Annotated in this window: 13 protein-coding genes; 7 read left to right on the plus strand and 6 right to left on the minus strand. The window is 71.8% G+C overall.

Features of this window, described 5'->3' with window-relative positions:
- Positions 1 to 59: 59 nt before the first annotated feature.
- The 4 genes from AB0K07_RS25920 to AB0K07_RS25935 form a co-directional block, all read right to left on the minus strand.
- A complete protein-coding gene (locus tag AB0K07_RS25920; RefSeq protein ID WP_363758497.1) occupies positions 60 to 2,615 on the minus strand; it encodes an FtsX-like permease family protein in 2,556 nt (851 codons plus the stop codon).
- A complete protein-coding gene (locus AB0K07_RS25925; RefSeq protein WP_363758500.1) occupies positions 2,615 to 3,382 on the minus strand; it encodes an ABC transporter ATP-binding protein in 768 nt (255 codons plus the stop codon). The genes AB0K07_RS25920 and AB0K07_RS25925 overlap by 1 nt, the downstream gene beginning before the upstream one ends.
- Positions 3,383 to 3,738: 356 nt before the next feature.
- A complete protein-coding gene (locus AB0K07_RS25930; protein WP_363758503.1) occupies positions 3,739 to 4,425 on the minus strand; it encodes a response regulator transcription factor in 687 nt (228 codons plus the stop codon).
- A 232-nt stretch (positions 4,426 to 4,657) separates the two neighbouring features.
- Entirely contained in the window at positions 4,658 to 5,572 is a 915-nt protein-coding gene (locus AB0K07_RS25935; RefSeq protein WP_363758506.1) for a PD-(D/E)XK nuclease family protein, read from the minus strand.
- Between the two features lie 77 nt (positions 5,573 to 5,649).
- Between AB0K07_RS25935 and AB0K07_RS25940 the strand changes: the two genes are divergently transcribed.
- The 4 genes from AB0K07_RS25940 to AB0K07_RS25955 are packed head-to-tail and all read left to right on the plus strand — an operon-like array spanning position 5,650 to position 8,522.
- The gene (locus AB0K07_RS25940; RefSeq protein WP_363758509.1) at positions 5,650 to 6,804 is read left to right on the plus strand and encodes a M50 family metallopeptidase; all 1,155 of its coding nucleotides are present in this window, start codon (positions 5,650 to 5,652) and stop codon (positions 6,802 to 6,804) included.
- 44 nt (positions 6,805 to 6,848) lie between these two features.
- Complete coding sequence (locus AB0K07_RS25945) at positions 6,849 to 7,802, plus strand: tRNA (adenine-N1)-methyltransferase (protein ID WP_363758829.1); 954 nt, start codon at positions 6,849 to 6,851, stop codon at positions 7,800 to 7,802.
- Between the two features lie 22 nt (positions 7,803 to 7,824).
- Complete coding sequence (locus AB0K07_RS25950; RefSeq protein ID WP_363758512.1) at positions 7,825 to 7,953, plus strand: hypothetical protein; 129 nt, start codon at positions 7,825 to 7,827, stop codon at positions 7,951 to 7,953.
- Positions 7,950 to 8,522, plus strand: coding sequence for a hypothetical protein (locus AB0K07_RS25955; protein ID WP_363758515.1), 573 nt, complete (start codon positions 7,950 to 7,952; stop codon positions 8,520 to 8,522). The genes AB0K07_RS25950 and AB0K07_RS25955 overlap by 4 nt, the downstream gene beginning before the upstream one ends.
- 54 nt (positions 8,523 to 8,576) lie before the next feature.
- Here AB0K07_RS25955 and AB0K07_RS25960 read toward each other — a convergent pair whose 3' ends face one another.
- Positions 8,577 to 8,867, minus strand: coding sequence for a ferredoxin (locus AB0K07_RS25960; protein ID WP_363758517.1), 291 nt, complete (start codon positions 8,865 to 8,867; stop codon positions 8,577 to 8,579).
- Between the two features lie 178 nt (positions 8,868 to 9,045).
- Here AB0K07_RS25960 and arc point away from each other — a divergent pair, with 178 nt between their 5' ends.
- The gene (arc, locus tag AB0K07_RS25965; protein ID WP_363758520.1) at positions 9,046 to 10,827 is read left to right on the plus strand and encodes a proteasome ATPase; all 1,782 of its coding nucleotides are present in this window, start codon (positions 9,046 to 9,048) and stop codon (positions 10,825 to 10,827) included.
- A 67-nt stretch (positions 10,828 to 10,894) separates the two neighbouring features.
- On the opposite strand, the gene AB0K07_RS25970 is transcribed toward arc, so the two are convergent.
- Entirely contained in the window at positions 10,895 to 11,245 is a 351-nt protein-coding gene (locus AB0K07_RS25970) for a GtrA family protein (RefSeq protein WP_363758523.1), read from the minus strand.
- A gap of 171 nt (positions 11,246 to 11,416) precedes the next feature.
- On the opposite strand from AB0K07_RS25970, the gene AB0K07_RS25975 reads away from it, so the two are divergent.
- Both AB0K07_RS25975 and dop read left to right on the plus strand, forming a co-directional pair.
- Positions 11,417 to 13,051 (plus strand): DUF2142 domain-containing protein, encoded by a 1,635-nt coding sequence (locus tag AB0K07_RS25975; protein ID WP_363758832.1) that lies wholly within the window; start codon positions 11,417 to 11,419, stop codon positions 13,049 to 13,051.
- 37 nt (positions 13,052 to 13,088) lie between these two features.
- Entirely contained in the window at positions 13,089 to 14,606 is a 1,518-nt protein-coding gene (dop, locus tag AB0K07_RS25980; protein ID WP_363758526.1) for a depupylase/deamidase Dop, read from the plus strand.
- Positions 14,607 to 14,640: the final 34 nt, after the last annotated feature.

Raw genomic sequence — 14,640 nt, forward strand, 5'->3', positions numbered from 1 at the left:
AGGCCGTACGGCACGAGACCCCGGCGCCGCGAGCGGCGCCGGGGTCTCGTGGTGACCGGTCAGTCGTGGGCGATCGCGCCCAGGACGTTGATCCGGGCCGCCCGGACCGCCGGGAGCACCGCGGCGACCACCCCGATGAACGCGGCGAGACCGAGGAAGACCCCCATCTGACCCCAGGGCAGGATCAGGTCGGTGATGCCCTCGTCCTTGAGCGCCTCGACCACCGCGGCGCCGAGGCCGCTACCGACCACGACGCCGAGCAGCGCGCCGAACACGGAGATCACCACGGCCTCCACGGTGATCATGCCCATCGTCTGCCCACGGCGCAGGCCGATCGCCCGCAGCAGACCCAGCTCGCGGGTCCGCTCCAGCACCGACAGCGCCAGGGTGTTGATGATGCCCAGCACGGCGATCACGATGGCCAGCGCCAGCAGGATCTGGATCATCGTGAGCAGGCCGTCGAGCTGACCGGTCTGCTGCTTGATGAACGCGCCGCGATCGGCCACCGACACCTCAGGGCTGTCCGCGAGCAGCGTCTCCACCTGCGGCTGCACGTCCGCGACCCGCGTGCCGGGGGCCAGCTGGATGAAGCCCTGGATCGGCTGCGGGATGGCGAAGTCCTTCGCCGCCGACACCGGCAGCGTCACCGGGTTGGTCAGCTGGGAGGACTCGTAGATGCCGCTGACCGTGTACGTCCGTGCCTCACCGCGGGTCAGCTGCACGTTCACGGTCGAGCCCACCGACCAGCCACGGGAGGTGGCGGTGTCCGAGCTGGCCAGCATCTCGGTCGGCGAGAGCCGGTCGATGTCGCCGGCCGTGGGCTTCGCGCCGAAGATCTGCCGCAGCGACGCGACGTCGCTGCTCGCCGCGACCCAGGTGCTCTCGCCGTCGACCTTGGCCATGTCGCCGTACTCGCCGTCGACCATCTGCACGCCGGGCAGGGCCTTCGCCCGGTCCAGTACGCCCGGGTCGAAGCTCGGCGGCCGTGGGCCGCCCTGCACCCCGGAGATCACCAGCTCGGCCTTGATGGTGTCCTCGGCGAGAGCGCTGATGCTGCCCTTGGCCGAGTCGAGGATCACCGTGACGCCGGTGACCAGCGCGATGCCGACCATCAGCGCGGCAGCGGTGATCGCGGTGCGGCGCGGGTTGCGCCCCGAGTTGAGCCGGCCCAGCTTGCCCGGCACCGACCAGGAGAAGATCGCGCCGAGCAGGCTCACCACCGGCCGGCTGATCAGCGGGGTCAGCAGCGCCACCCCGATGAAGGCGAACAGCACCCCACCGAGGATGGTGGGCAGGGTCTGGCCGTCCGCGTTGCCGCTGAGCCCCAAAAAGAGCAGCACGGCGCCGATGGCGGTCACCAGCGACCCGGCCACGGTGACCTTGGTCAGCGGCCGGTCCGGGGTGGCGACGTCCTGCATCGCCGCGATCGGCGGGATCCGGGACGCCCGCAGCGCCGGCAGCAGCGCCGCCACCACGGTGATGATCAGACCGACGGCGAACGAGCCGATCACCGCCGCCGCCGGCACGCCGATCCCGGCCAGGGTGAGCCCGCCGGCCAGCTTGCCGAAGAGGAACGCCAGCAGCGCGCCCACCCCGATGCCGGCCGCCAGGCCGAGCACCGAGGCGATCAGCCCGACCGCGATGGCCTCCAGCACCACCGAGCCGATGATCTGCCGGCCACTGGCCCCGATGGCCCGCATCAGCGCCAGCTCCCGGGTCCGCTGGGCGACGATGATCGAGAAGGTGTTCAGGATCAGGAAGGTGCCCACCAGCAGCGCCACCGCCGCGAAGCCGAGCAGGATCTTGTTGAAGAAGGACAGGCCCTCCTTCAGGCTGGCCGAGGCGTCCGCGGCCACCTGCTCGCCGGTCTTCACCTCGTAGTCCGCGCCGAGCGTGCGGGCCACGTCGTCGCGCAGCGTCTCGTCGGAGACCCCGTCGGCGGCCCGTACGGTGATGCTGCTGAACGCGTCCGGCGCGCCGAGCATCAGCCGCTGCGCCACCGGGGTGGTGAAGAAGACCTCGTTGACGCCGCCGATCGAGTCCCGGTCACCGCTGTAACCGAGGATGCCGACGAGCGTGAACTCCCGCTTCTTCGACTCGAACGCGGTGAGCACCCCGACCTTCTGGCCGACCTGCACCTTGGCCGTGGTGGCCAGCGACTTGTTGACGACGATCTCGTCCTCGGCCTGCGGCCCGCGGCCCTCGCGCAGCTGCATCAGCTCGCTCTCCCCGGTCCAGTTCTCGCCCAACTGCGGCGGACCGAACGAGGTGACGACCTTGCCGTTGCTGCCGATCACGCGGGCACCGTCGGCGTTGACGATGCCGGTCGCCGAGGCCACCCCCGGCACCTGCTTCACCCGGTCCACCACGGCGGCGGGCACCGGGTTGGCGGTCTGCTCGCCCTCGACCTCGCTGACCTCCACCTTCGGCTTCGCCGCGACGTTCACGTCGATCTCGGAGAACCCGTCGGCGAAGACCGAGTCGAAGGAACGGCCCAGCGTGTCGGTGAGCACGAAGGCGCCGGAGACGAACATGACCCCGAGCACCACCGCCAGCCCGGACAGGATCAGCCGGACCTTGCGGGCCAGCAGACTCTTCAGCGTCGCGCGGACCATCAGTTGCCCACCTCGGCCGGGGTGTCGAGCTTCTTCATGGTGTCCAGCACCGTGTCGGCGGTCGGCTCGATCAGCTCCGACACGATCTGCCCATCGGCGAGGAAGACCACCCGGTCGGCGTACGCGGCGGCGGTCGGGTCGTGGGTGACCATCACGATGGTCTGGCCGTGCTCACGCACCGAGTTGCGCAGGAAGTTGAGCACCTCCGCGCCGGAGCGGGAGTCCAGGTTGCCCGTCGGCTCGTCCGCGAAGATCACCTCGGGGCGGGAGACCAGCGCCCGCGCGCAGGCCACCCGCTGCTGCTGACCGCCGGAGAGCTGCGCCGGCCGGTGGTCCAGCCGGTCCCGCAGGCCGACCGTGTCGATCACCGTGTCGTACCAGGCCGGGTCCGGCTTGCGCCCGGCGATGGACAGCGGCAGCAGGATGTTCTCCTTCGCGGTCAGCGTCGGCAGCAGGTTGAACTGCTGGAAGATGAAGCCCACCTTGTCCCGGCGCAGCTTCGTCAGCCCGGAGTCACCGAGCCCGGTGACCGTCGTCTCACCGATCGCCACCGTCCCCCGGGTCACCGAGTCCAGACCGGCCAGGCAGTGCATCAGCGTCGACTTTCCGGAACCCGACGGGCCCATGATCGCGGTGAACCTGCCGCGCTCGAACTCCGCGCTTACCCCCCGTAGCGCGATGACCTGCGCCTCGCCGCTGCCGTACACCTTCCACACGTCGTTCGCCCGGGCCGCGGCCTGCGCCTCCTGGCCTACCGTCGCGGTCACGTCATCTACCTCTTCCGTCTCTGCCGATACGCGCCGCCCCCGCTGGTCCGGCGCGACAGTTCCATCATCGGCGCTGCTCGCGCCCATCCCGTCCGCCCACGGGGGGACCCGGCGCGGATTTCACGCTGCGGGTGCACCCCCATGCCGGCTCAGGGTTGCCCCTGACCCGACGGCCGGTCCACCGTGTTTCCCGGCCGGCGGAACGCGTCCCCCGGCCGGCTGCCAGGGGCCGACCCCACGAGAGGGTCAACCGCGCCGGGCCATTTCCGGTCACGGTAGGTGAGCGCGGCAACCCCGGTCGTCCCCCAGCGGAGGGATCTGTGCGTACGCCGGGTGAGGTAGCGGTCGGCGGAGGGCTACGCCCGGGGGCGGACCAGCCCCGACTCGTACGCCAGCACCACCGCCTGCACCCGGTCGCGCAGCCGCAGCTTGGTCAGCACGTGCCCGACATGGGTCTTGATGGTGGTCTCGCTCACCGACAGCACCGCCGCGATCTCGGCGTTGGACAGCCCCCGGGCCACCTGCACCAGCACCTCGCGCTCCCGGTCGGTGAGCGTGCTGAGCGCCGCCGACGGCGTCGCCGCCGGGTCGGGCAGCAGGTCGGCGAACCGGTCCAGCAGCCGCCGCAGGATCCGGGGCGCCACCACCGCGTCCCCGCCGGCCACCGTACGGATCGCCGCGATCAACTCCTCGGCCGGCACGTCCTTGGCCAGGAACCCGCTGGCGCCGGCGCGCAGCGCGCCCACCACGTACTCGTCCAGGTCGAACGTGGTCAGCACCAGCACCCGCACCGGCAGCCGGGCGTCGACGATCGCCCGGGTCGCGGCCACCCCGTCCATCCGGGGCATCCGGATGTCCATCAGCACGACATCGGGCAGCAGCCGGCGGGACAGCTCCACCGCCTCCAGGCCGTCGCCGGCCTCCGCCACCACGTCGAGGTCGCACTCGGCGCCGAGCACCATCCGGAACCCGGTGCGCAGCAGCGGTTGGTCGTCGGCGAGCAGGATCCGCACCGGCCGCGCAGAGGCCACCCGATCGGTCATCTCGTCTCCCTGTCCCGCGCCGACGCGTGCTGCCGCACCGGTCATCCTCGCGCACGACGGCCGATGCGTCGCGGACCACCGTAGAGGTCGGCCCGCCGCCGCGTCCCGACCGGCGCGGCACCGATCCGGTCGGTTCCGCGGCCCCGCGGGTGGGGGAGGTGGCCGGCGCGAGTGGTCAGACGGCCCCGGTGGGCGCCGGAGCGGTCGCCCGGCGCCGGCGCGTCACGACAGGTCAGTCGTCGGCGCCCGGCGCCGCCGGAGCGGACCGGGCGTCACGCAGCGGGTCGGCGCCAGCCACCCCCACCGGGAACGGCGGCGGGGTGCCGCCGTAGCTGGGGCACAGCGCCTGGTGGCTGCACCAGTCGCAGAGCCGGCTCGGCCGGGGCCGGAAATCCTGCCGCTCGGTGGCCTGCTCGATCGCCCGCCACAGCGCCACCACCGTGCGCTCGAAGCGGACCAGCTCCTCGGCGTCGGGCGTGTAATCCAACACCTCGGCGTCGCGCAGGTAGAGCAGCCGCAGCACCCGGGGCACCACCCCCCGGGTGCGCCACAGCACCAGCGCGTAGAACTTCAACTGGAACAGCGCCCGCGCCTCGAACGCCTCCCGCGGGGCGCCGCCGGTCTTGTAGTCGACCACCCGCAGCGCGCCGTCCGGCGCCACGTCGAGCCGGTCGAGGTAACCCCGGATCAGCAGCTCCTCGTCGACCACCGCCGAGATCAGACTCTCCCGCTCGGCCGGCTCCAGCCGGGTCGGATCCTCCACCGCGAAGTAGCCCTCCAGCAGGCCGGCGGCGGAGCGCAGGAACTCGACCGGACCGGCCGGCTCCGCGCCGTCGAAGATCCCGGCCAGCTCCGGCTGCTCGGTGACCATCCGGTCCCACTGGGGGGCCACCAGGTCACCCGCCGCGGCCGGGGTGCGGCCCTCGGCGGGCAGGTCGAACAGGCGCTCCAGCACCGCGTGCACCAGGGTGCCCCGGGCCTGCTCGATGGTCGTCCGCTCGGGCAGTCGGTCGATGCTGCGGAACCGGTAGAGCAGTGGGCAGGTCTTGAAATCCGCCGCCCGCGACGGGGACAGCGAGGCCCGCACCGCCGGCGGCGTCTGCGCCGGGGAGGGGGACTGGTGGGTGGTGACCGGTTCCGCCGTCATGTGGGCAAAGGTTAGGGCACCGGTGTGACACCGACCGCCGCCCGCCCCCGGCGCCGCCGGTCCGTAGCATCGTCCCGATGGAGCAGACATCCCGGCCGCCGCGGCGACCCGACCGGCGCGCCGGCCTGAGCGTGGGCCGGGTGTTCGGGGTGCCGCTGCACCTCAACGGCTCGATGCTCCTGCTGGCGCTGCTGGTCGCCGTGCTGTACGCCGAGTTCGCCCGCCGGCAGCTGGACCTGCCGCAGGTCGGCGGCTACCTGATCGGCTTCGGGTTCGTGGTGTCGCTGCTGGGCTCGGTGCTGCTGCACGAGCTGGGCCACGCGCTCACCGCCCGGCGGTACGGCATCGGTGTGCGCGGGATCACCCTGGAACTGCTCGGCGGCTACACCGAGATGGACCGGGACGCCCCGTCCCCCCGGGTCGACCTGCTGGTCTCGCTGGCCGGCCCCGCGGTCTCCGCGGTGCTCGGCGCCGTCGCGGTGGCCGCCACGCTGGCCCTGCCCTCGGGGACCGTGGCCCACCAGCTCGCGTTCCAGCTCGCGGTGAGCAACGTCATCGTCGCGCTGTTCAACATCCTGCCCGGCCTGCCGCTGGACGGGGGCCGGGCGCTGCGCGCCGCGGTGTGGGGGCTGACCCGTGACCGGCACCGTGGCACCGAGGTCGCCGGCTGGGCCGGACGGGTCGTCGCCCTCGGCACCGTCGCCCTGGTCGTGCTGCTCACCCTGGCCGACTACCTGGCGCCCTTGGCGCTGCCGCTGATGCTGCTGGTCGCCGTCACCCTCTGGCGCGGCGCCGGCCAGTCGATCCGGGCCGCCCGGGTCAGCCGCCGGTTCCCGCTGATCGACCTGTCCCGGCTGGCCCGACCGGTCTGGCCGGTGACCACCGGCACACCGCTGTCCGAGGCCCAGCGCCGACGCGCCGAGGGCGGGCAGCCCGCCGCCGCGCTGCTGGTCACCGACTCCGCCGGCCGGCCGGTCGCGCTGGTCGACCCGGCCGCCGCCGAGGCGGTGCCCACCGAGCGCCGCCCGTGGCTGGCGGTGGACGCCGTCGCCCGGTCGCTGGGCACGCTCCCCGTGCTGCCGGTCGGGCTGGACGGCGAGCGGGTGGTGGAGGCCGTACAGAGCCACCCGGGCGCGCAGTACGTGGTGACGGCAGGCGAAGATGTCGTCGGCATTCTGCACATCGCGGACCTTGCGCAGCTCCTCGAACCCAACCGGAAGATGACATCGTGACCGCAACTCCCTCCACCGTCGGAGCCAACGCCGCCACACCGGCGCTGACACCTGTGCACCGCGGCCCGTTCCGGCCCGGCGACCGGGTGCAGCTGACCGACCCGAAGGGGCGGATGCACACCGTGACGCTGGAGCCCGGCAAGGAGTTCCACACCCACCGCGGCATCCTGGCGCACGACGCGCTGATCGGGCTCCCCGATGGCAGCGTGGTGACCACCACCGGCGGCGGCACGGCGTTCCTGGCGCTGCGGCCGCTGCTGTCGGACTACGTGCTGTCCATGCCGCGCGGCGCGCAGGTGATCTACCCGAAGGACTCGGCGCAGATCGTCGCGATGGGCGACATCTTCCCCGGCGCGAAGGTCCTCGAGGCCGGCGCCGGCTCCGGCGCGCTCAGCTGCTCGCTGCTGCGCGCGGTCGGCACCGAGGGGGAATTGCACTCGTTCGAGCTGCGTGACGACTTCGCCCAGATCGCCCGGCGCAACGTCGAGGCGTTCTTCAACGGGCCGCACCCGGCGTGGCACCTGCACGTCGGTGACGTCGCCCAGTGCCAGGAGACCGGCTTCGACCGGATCATCCTGGACATGCTCACCCCGTGGGAGACCCTCGACATGGTCGAGCGGGCACTGGTGCCCGGCGGCGTCTTCATCGGCTACGTGGCCACCACGCCCCAGCTCTCCGAGCTGGTGGAGGCGCTGCGCGAGCGCGGCGGCTGGACCGAGCCGCGGGCCTGGGAGTCGCTGGTGCGCGACTGGCACGCCGAGGGGCTCGCCGTCCGGCCGGACCACCGGATGATCGCGCACACCGCGTTCCTGGTCTCGGCGCGCAAGCTGGCCCCCGGGGTCACCGCGCCGCCGCGGCGGCGCAAGCCCAGCAAGGGCACCGAGGCGTACGCGCAGCGCCGGCAGGTGCTGCGCGAGGCGGAGGCGGCCCGGCAGGCCGCCGCCGCGCAGGCGGCAGGTATGGAACCCGACGCGACGGGGGAGATGGACAGGCCGTGACCATCGAGCTGGGCGGGCCGGCGTGAGCACGCGTGCGGGTGTGGACGCCCGGGCCGGCGTGAGCGGGCGGGCCGGCGTGGGTGCGCGGGTCGGCCGGGCCGGCACGCGCCGGGGTGCGGGCGTCGCCGAGCGGGGGGAGGCGGCGGCATGAGCCGACCGGGCTACGGCGGCGGCGACCTGCCCGCGGTGTTCCCGGACTGGTCGCCCTACCAGGACCTGGAGTCGGCGGCGCGGGCCTACCTGCGCGACCCGGACGTGGCCCTGGAGGCGCTCGGCGGGGTGCTGCGCGGCGCTTCGGTGCTCGGTTTCACCCTGGAACGCTTCGTCAACGAGGTCAACGGCGTGTGGCAGGAGGTCGTGGTCTGCGACGGCAGCCGGCTGATCCTGTGGCACGGCGAGGACGTGCCGCCGGGGGAGGGCCCCCCGGGGTCGATGACCTCGTCGCTGCGGGTGGTGCCGGTCTCCACCGTCACCGAGGTCGGTTGCCGTCGCCGGCTCAACCGCACCGACAGCGGCGAGATCCGGGTCGACAGCATCGACGTGTACCTGCTGCTCACCTCGCTGGACGAGGCGCCGCCGAGCGAGGAGGTCGTCGGCACACCGCGGCACGACGCGCTGCGCTTCGGCAAGACCCTCGACGACGGCGGGGCCGGGCAGATCGCCCGGCTGGAGGAGTTCGCCCGGCTGGTCGCCTCGGTGGTCGGCCGCCCGATGCTCTGAGCCGTACCCCGGGCCGGGCCGCGCTGTCCGCGCGGTGCCGGCCCGGCGGGTGGCTCAGTCCTCGGCGTCGGGGCCGGCCACCTCGACACCGTCGCCGCGGACGACGTGGATGCAGTCGCCCGGGCACTCCTTCGCGGAGTCGATCACTTCGAGCCGCAGGTGCCCGGGCACGTCGACCCGGCTGCCCGGTGCCATCCGCAGCTCACCGTCGGCGCCCTTGACGTACGCCAGGCCGTCGATGTCGAATTCGAACACCTCCGGCGCGTACTGCACGCACAGCCCATCGCCCGTGCAGAGATCCTGGTCCACCCAGACCTGCAACTGGTCGGTCGCGACCTCGGCCACCGGTGCACCCCCCATGTTCTCGCGTCCAACGGTCCGACGGTACCTGAACGCCGGTACCGGCCCGCCAGGCCACCCTTGGCGATCAAGGTTCGGTGACGAGGGTGTTGCGTGGGACCGAATCGGCCTCATAGCGGCTAGTGTTAGGGCAGAACGTTCAAGCCCCCCGGGGAGGTGGGACGTGGCACGCAGCGACGACGCGGACTCGCGCGCCGCACGGTGGGAGAAGGAAGCCCACGATCTCTCCACGCAGGTCGCGTTTCTTCAAGAGGAACTCGCCCTGGTGCGGCGCAAGTTGACCGAAAGCCCCCGACACGTCCGGCAGCTCGAAGAGCGGCTGGCGGCCACCCAGGCACAGTTGGCGCGGCTGACCGAGAACAACGACCGGCTGGTGAGCACCCTCAAGGAGGCTCGCACGCAGATCGTGACGCTCAAGGAGGAGATCGACCGCCTCGCACAACCGCCGAGCGGCTACGGCGTCTTCCTGGCCAGGCACGACGACGGCACGGTGGACGTCTTCACCGGCGGTCGCAAGCTACGGGTCGCCGTCTCGCCCTCGCTCGACGTGGCCGAGCTGCGCCGTGGCCAGGAGGTCCTGCTCAACGACGCGCTCAACATCGTCGACGCGTTCGGCTACGAGCGGGTCGGCGAGGTGGTGATGCTCAAGGAGATCCTGGAGGGGCCGGGCGGTGCGCCGGGCGACCGGGCACTGGTGGTCTCCCACTCCGACGAGGAGCGCATCGTGCACCTCGCCGAGACGCTCATCGGCTCGGCGATCCGGGCCGGCGACTCGCTCATGATCGAGCCCCGTTCGGCGTACGCGTACGAGCGGATCCCGAAGAGCGAGGTCGAGGAGCTGGTCCTGGAGGAGGTGCCGGATGTCGACTACACCGACATCGGTGGCCTCCAGTCGCAGATCGAGCAGATCCGCGACGCGGTGGAGCTGCCCTTCCTGCACGCGGACCTGTTCCGGGAGCACCAGCTCCGCCCACCCAAGGGCATCCTGCTCTACGGCCCGCCCGGCTGCGGCAAGACGCTGATCGCCAAGGCGGTGGCCAACTCGCTGGCCAAGAAGATCGCCGAGCGGCAGGGCAAGGAGAAGCACACCAGCTTCTTCCTCAACATCAAGGGCCCGGAGCTGCTCAACAAGTACGTCGGCGAGACCGAGCGGCACATCCGGTTGATCTTCCAGCGCGCGCGGGAGAAGGCCGGCGAGGGCACCCCGGTGATCGTGTTCTTCGACGAGATGGACTCGATCTTCCGGACCCGTGGCTCCGGTGTCTCCTCCGACGTGGAGAACACGATCGTCCCGCAGCTGCTCAGCGAGATAGACGGTGTGGAGGGGCTGGAGAACGTCATCGTCATCGGCGCCTCCAACCGGGAAGACATGATCGACCCGGCGATCCTGCGCCCCGGTCGGCTCGACGTGAAGATCAAGATCGAGCGACCGGACGCCGAAGCGGCCAAGGACATCTTCTCCAAGTACATCCTCTCCGGGCTGCCCCTGCACCCGGACGACCTGGCCGAGCACGGCGCCGACCCGCAGGCCACCGTCGCGGCGATGATCGACGCCGTGGTGCTGCGGATGTACTCCGAGACCGAGGAGAACCGCTTCCTCGAGGTCACCTACGCCAACGGGGACAAGGAAGTCCTCTACTTCAAGGACTTCAACTCCGGTGCGATGATCCAGAACATCGTCGACCGGAGCAAGAAGATGGCCATCAAGGAGTTCCTCACCTCCGGCCGCAAGGGGCTGCGCCTGCAGCACCTGCTCGACGCCTGTGTCGACGAGTTCCGGGAGAACGAGGACCTGCCCAACACCACCAACCCCGACGACTGGGCCCGCATCTCCGGCAAGAAGGGCGAGCGGATCGTCTACATCCGCACGCTCGTCTCCGGCGGCAAGGGCGCCGAGGCCGGCCGGTCCATCGAGACCGCCAGCAACACCGGCCAGTACCTCTGATCACAGCAGCGGGGGTGTCCGCCATCGGGCGGACACCCCCGCTGTCTGCGTACGGGCCGGGGACCGGTCAGGCGAAGATCCACCGCTTCGACACCACGTAGTTGAGCGCCGACAACGACGCCGTCACCAGCAGCTTCGCCAGCAGGTACGGGGTGCCCGCCCAGGTCAGCGCGGAGACCAGCACCACGTTGGCGGTCAGATTCGCCAGGACCAGCGCGAAGTAGCGCCCGACCTGCGGCACCATCTGCGCGGACGAGCCGAACGACCACGCCCGGTTGAGCCCGAAGTTGACCCAGAACGAGGTCAAGAACGACAGGGCCGCCGCCACCGGCAGCACGATCTTGAGAACCCCGTGATAGACGAAGAGCGAACCGGTGTCCACGGCGACGCTCAGGCCCCCGACGACCAGGAACCGCACAGCACTGTGACGGGACAGAAGGCGGACGGAGTCGGCAACAGGTGACAGCAAGAAGATCTCCAAGGGGGGACCCGGAGCGGTGAGGACGACGAGGGAGTCTATCGTCTGTCCATCCACCCAGCGGGGCCTGCCCGCGCGAGCCGCGAGGTTGACGTGCCTGAACCCGGAAGTGTGACGCCAACGGCCAATGGCGGGAACCCGGAAGCCCGTCCGCGATCAGCCCGCAAGCACTGGGCACTCGCCTTCGTCGCGTTCTTTCTGCTCATCTTCGCGTGGTCGATGGCCGCACCCTACGACGGCACCCCCGACGAGCGGGAGCACATCGTCCGGGCGGCCGGCGTCGCCGCCGGGCAGATCGCGCCCCCGCCGGACGCCGCGAAGAAGGGCACCGGCGCCTTCCAGACCGTCCCCGGCGGCCTGGTCCGCGACCAGTGCTGGCAGTTCAAGAAGGACGTCTCGGCGGCGTGCGCGCAGCCGCCGGGCAGCGACCGTACGCCGACCCGCACCGGCACCGGCGCGGGCCGCTACTTCCCCGCCTACTACGCCCTGGTCGGCGCACCCACGGTGCTGTGGCCCGGCTGGTCAGGTGTTCTCCTCGCCCGGATGATCACCGCCCTGTGCTGCGCGGCCCTGCTCGCCAGCGCGTACGTCGTGATCCGCAACCGGTCGCGCAGTGGCCTGATGATGGGCGCGCTGGTCGTGGTCACCACCCCGATGGCCGTGCACATGGCCAGCGCCGTCAACCCGAACGGCCTCGAGATCGCCGCCGGCGTCGCCTTCTTCAGCGCCGTCATCCCCCTGATGATCGGCCCACCGGGCCCGCGGCGGGGCCTCATCCTGCTCGTCGGGATCAGCGGCCTGCTCCTGGCCATCCTGCGCCAGACCGGCCCGCTCTGGCTGGCGACCGCCTTCGTGGCGTTCGCCTTCCCGCTGCGGCACAGCAACCTCGTCGGGCTGCTCCGGGAGCGGGCAGCCCGGCTCTGGGCGGCCGGCATCGTCCTGGCCACCGTCGCCGTGCTCGGCTGGAGTGTCCGCCAACAGACCTCCGACCTCGGCGACTACTCGTCCGCCGAGCGGCTCACCGCCGGGCAGGCGGCGCTGCGCGAGGCCGACCGGTGGCGCGGGTACCTCGACCAGATCGTCGGCGTCACCTCCTGGCTCGACACCCGGATGCCCGCCCCGCCGTACGTGATCTGGCAGCTCGTCGCCGGCGCGCTGCTGATCCTCGGCATCGTCTGGGGCAGCACCCTGGACCGCTGGCGGCTGCTCGTCCTGCTCGGCGGCGGCGTGGTGGTGCCGTCCGTCATGCAGATCGCCCTGGTCAACGAGAGCGGCTTCGTCACGCAGGGCCGGTACATGCTGCCCATGCTGGTCGGCGTCCTGCTCTACGCCGCCTGGGCCGCCGAACAGCGCGGCTTCGAGATCGCCAAGGCCCGTTCGTTCAGCCGGCTCGCCGTGCTGATCCTGCTGCCGATCCACCTGTTCTGTCTCGCCTACACGATGGTCCGCTGGCAGAACGGGCTACCCGCCAACCTCGGGTTGAGCAGCCTCAACCCGCTCGCCGGCGACTGGCACCCGGTGGTCGGCTCGGTGGTCCCGCTGCTGTCCGCCACGCTGGGTCTGGTGCTGTTCGGGTGGCTCGTGTGGACCGCCCGCCCCGCCGGAAACGACGAGCCGACTCCGGACGCCGCGACCGAGGTACCCACCCGAGCGGACCGTCCCGCCGGCGATCACACCGAACTGTTGCGGCCCGCCGGCTCCCGCCTACGGGGTGCGGGCCCCGAGGGCGGACTACGCTCGACCTGACGGGGGACCGGGTCGGGCGAGCGAAGCGGGTAGGTCGATGAGCGTAAGACGGATCATGGGCACCGAGATCGAGTACGGCATCTCCGTGCCCGGCCAGGCCGGAGCCAACCCGATGGTCACCTCGTCCCAGGTGGTCAACGCCTACGGAGCCCGACCGGAGTTGAACCGCGGCGGGCGTGCCCGGTGGGACTACGAGGAGGAGTCGCCGCTACGCGACGCGCGCGGCTTCACCTACTCCGGGGCGGCCTACGACCCGGCCGAGGCGCTCGCCGACGAGGATCTCGGCCTGGCCAACGTGATACTCACCAACGGGGCCCGGCTCTACGTCGACCACGCCCACCCGGAGTACTCCACCCCCGAGGTGACCAACCCGCGCGACGTGGTGCGCTGGGACAAGGCCGGCGAGCGGGTGATGGCCGAGGCGTCCCGCCGGGCCGCCACCATCCCCGGCAGCCAGCCGATCCACCTCTACAAGAACAACACCGACAACAAGGGCGCCAGCTACGGCGCGCACGAGAACTACCTGATGCGCCGCCAGACCCCGTTCGCGGACATCGTGGCGTACCTGACGCCCTTCTTCGTCACCCGCCAGATCGTCTGCGGCGCCGGCCGCGTCGGCATCGGCCAGGACGGCGGCCAGAGCGGCTTCCAGATCTCCCAGCGCGCCGACTTCTTCGAGGTCGAGGTCGGTCTGGAGACCACCCTCAAGCGGCCCATCATCAACACCCGGGACGAGCCGCACGCCGACGCCGACAAGTACCGGCGGCTGCACGTCATCATCGGCGACGCCAACCTCTCCGAGATCTCCACCTACCTCAAGGTCGGCACCACCGCGTTGATCCTCAGCATGATCGAGGAGAAGGCGCTCGGCGCCGACCTCGGCATCGCCGACCCGGTCAGCGAGCTGCGGGCCGTCAGCCACGACCCGTCCCTGTCGCACCGGATGCGGCTGCGCGACGGCCGCCGGCTGACCGCCCTGGACGTGCAGTGGGCCTACCTGGAGCGCGTCCGGTCCTTTGTTGACGACCGCTACGGCACGGACGTCGACGAGCAGACCACCGACGTGCTCGACCGTTGGGAGAGCGTGCTCGACCGGCTGGGCCGCGACCCGATGCTCTGCGCCGACGAGCTGGACTGGGTGGCCAAGCTGCGGCTGCTGGAGGGCTACCGGGAGCGGGAGAAGCTCGGCTGGGGCGCACACAAGCTCCAACTGGTCGACCTGCAGTACTCCGACGTCCGGCCGGAGAAGGGCCTCTACCACCGGCTGGTCTCCCGGGGCGCCATGAAGACCCTCCTCACCGAGGAGGAGACGCGAACCGCGATGACCGAGCCCCCCGAGGACACCCGGGCCTACTTCCGCGGCCGCTGCCTCGCGCAGTACGCCTCCGAGGTGGTCGCGGCGAGCTGGGACTCGGTGATCTTCGACGTGGGTCGGGAGTCGCTGGTCCGGGTGCCGATGATGGAACCGGAGCGGGGCACCCGCGCGCACGTCGGAGCGCTGTTCGACCGCTGCGCCAGCGCCAAGGACCTCCTGGAGACGCTGACCGGCCGGTGAGCGGCGGTGCGCCCGCTGCGGATCACGCTGTGGC

The sequence above is a fragment of the Micromonospora sp. NPDC049301 genome, from assembly GCF_040678715.1.
In the GTDB taxonomy this organism is placed as follows: Bacteria; Actinomycetota; Actinomycetes; order Mycobacteriales; family Micromonosporaceae; genus Micromonospora.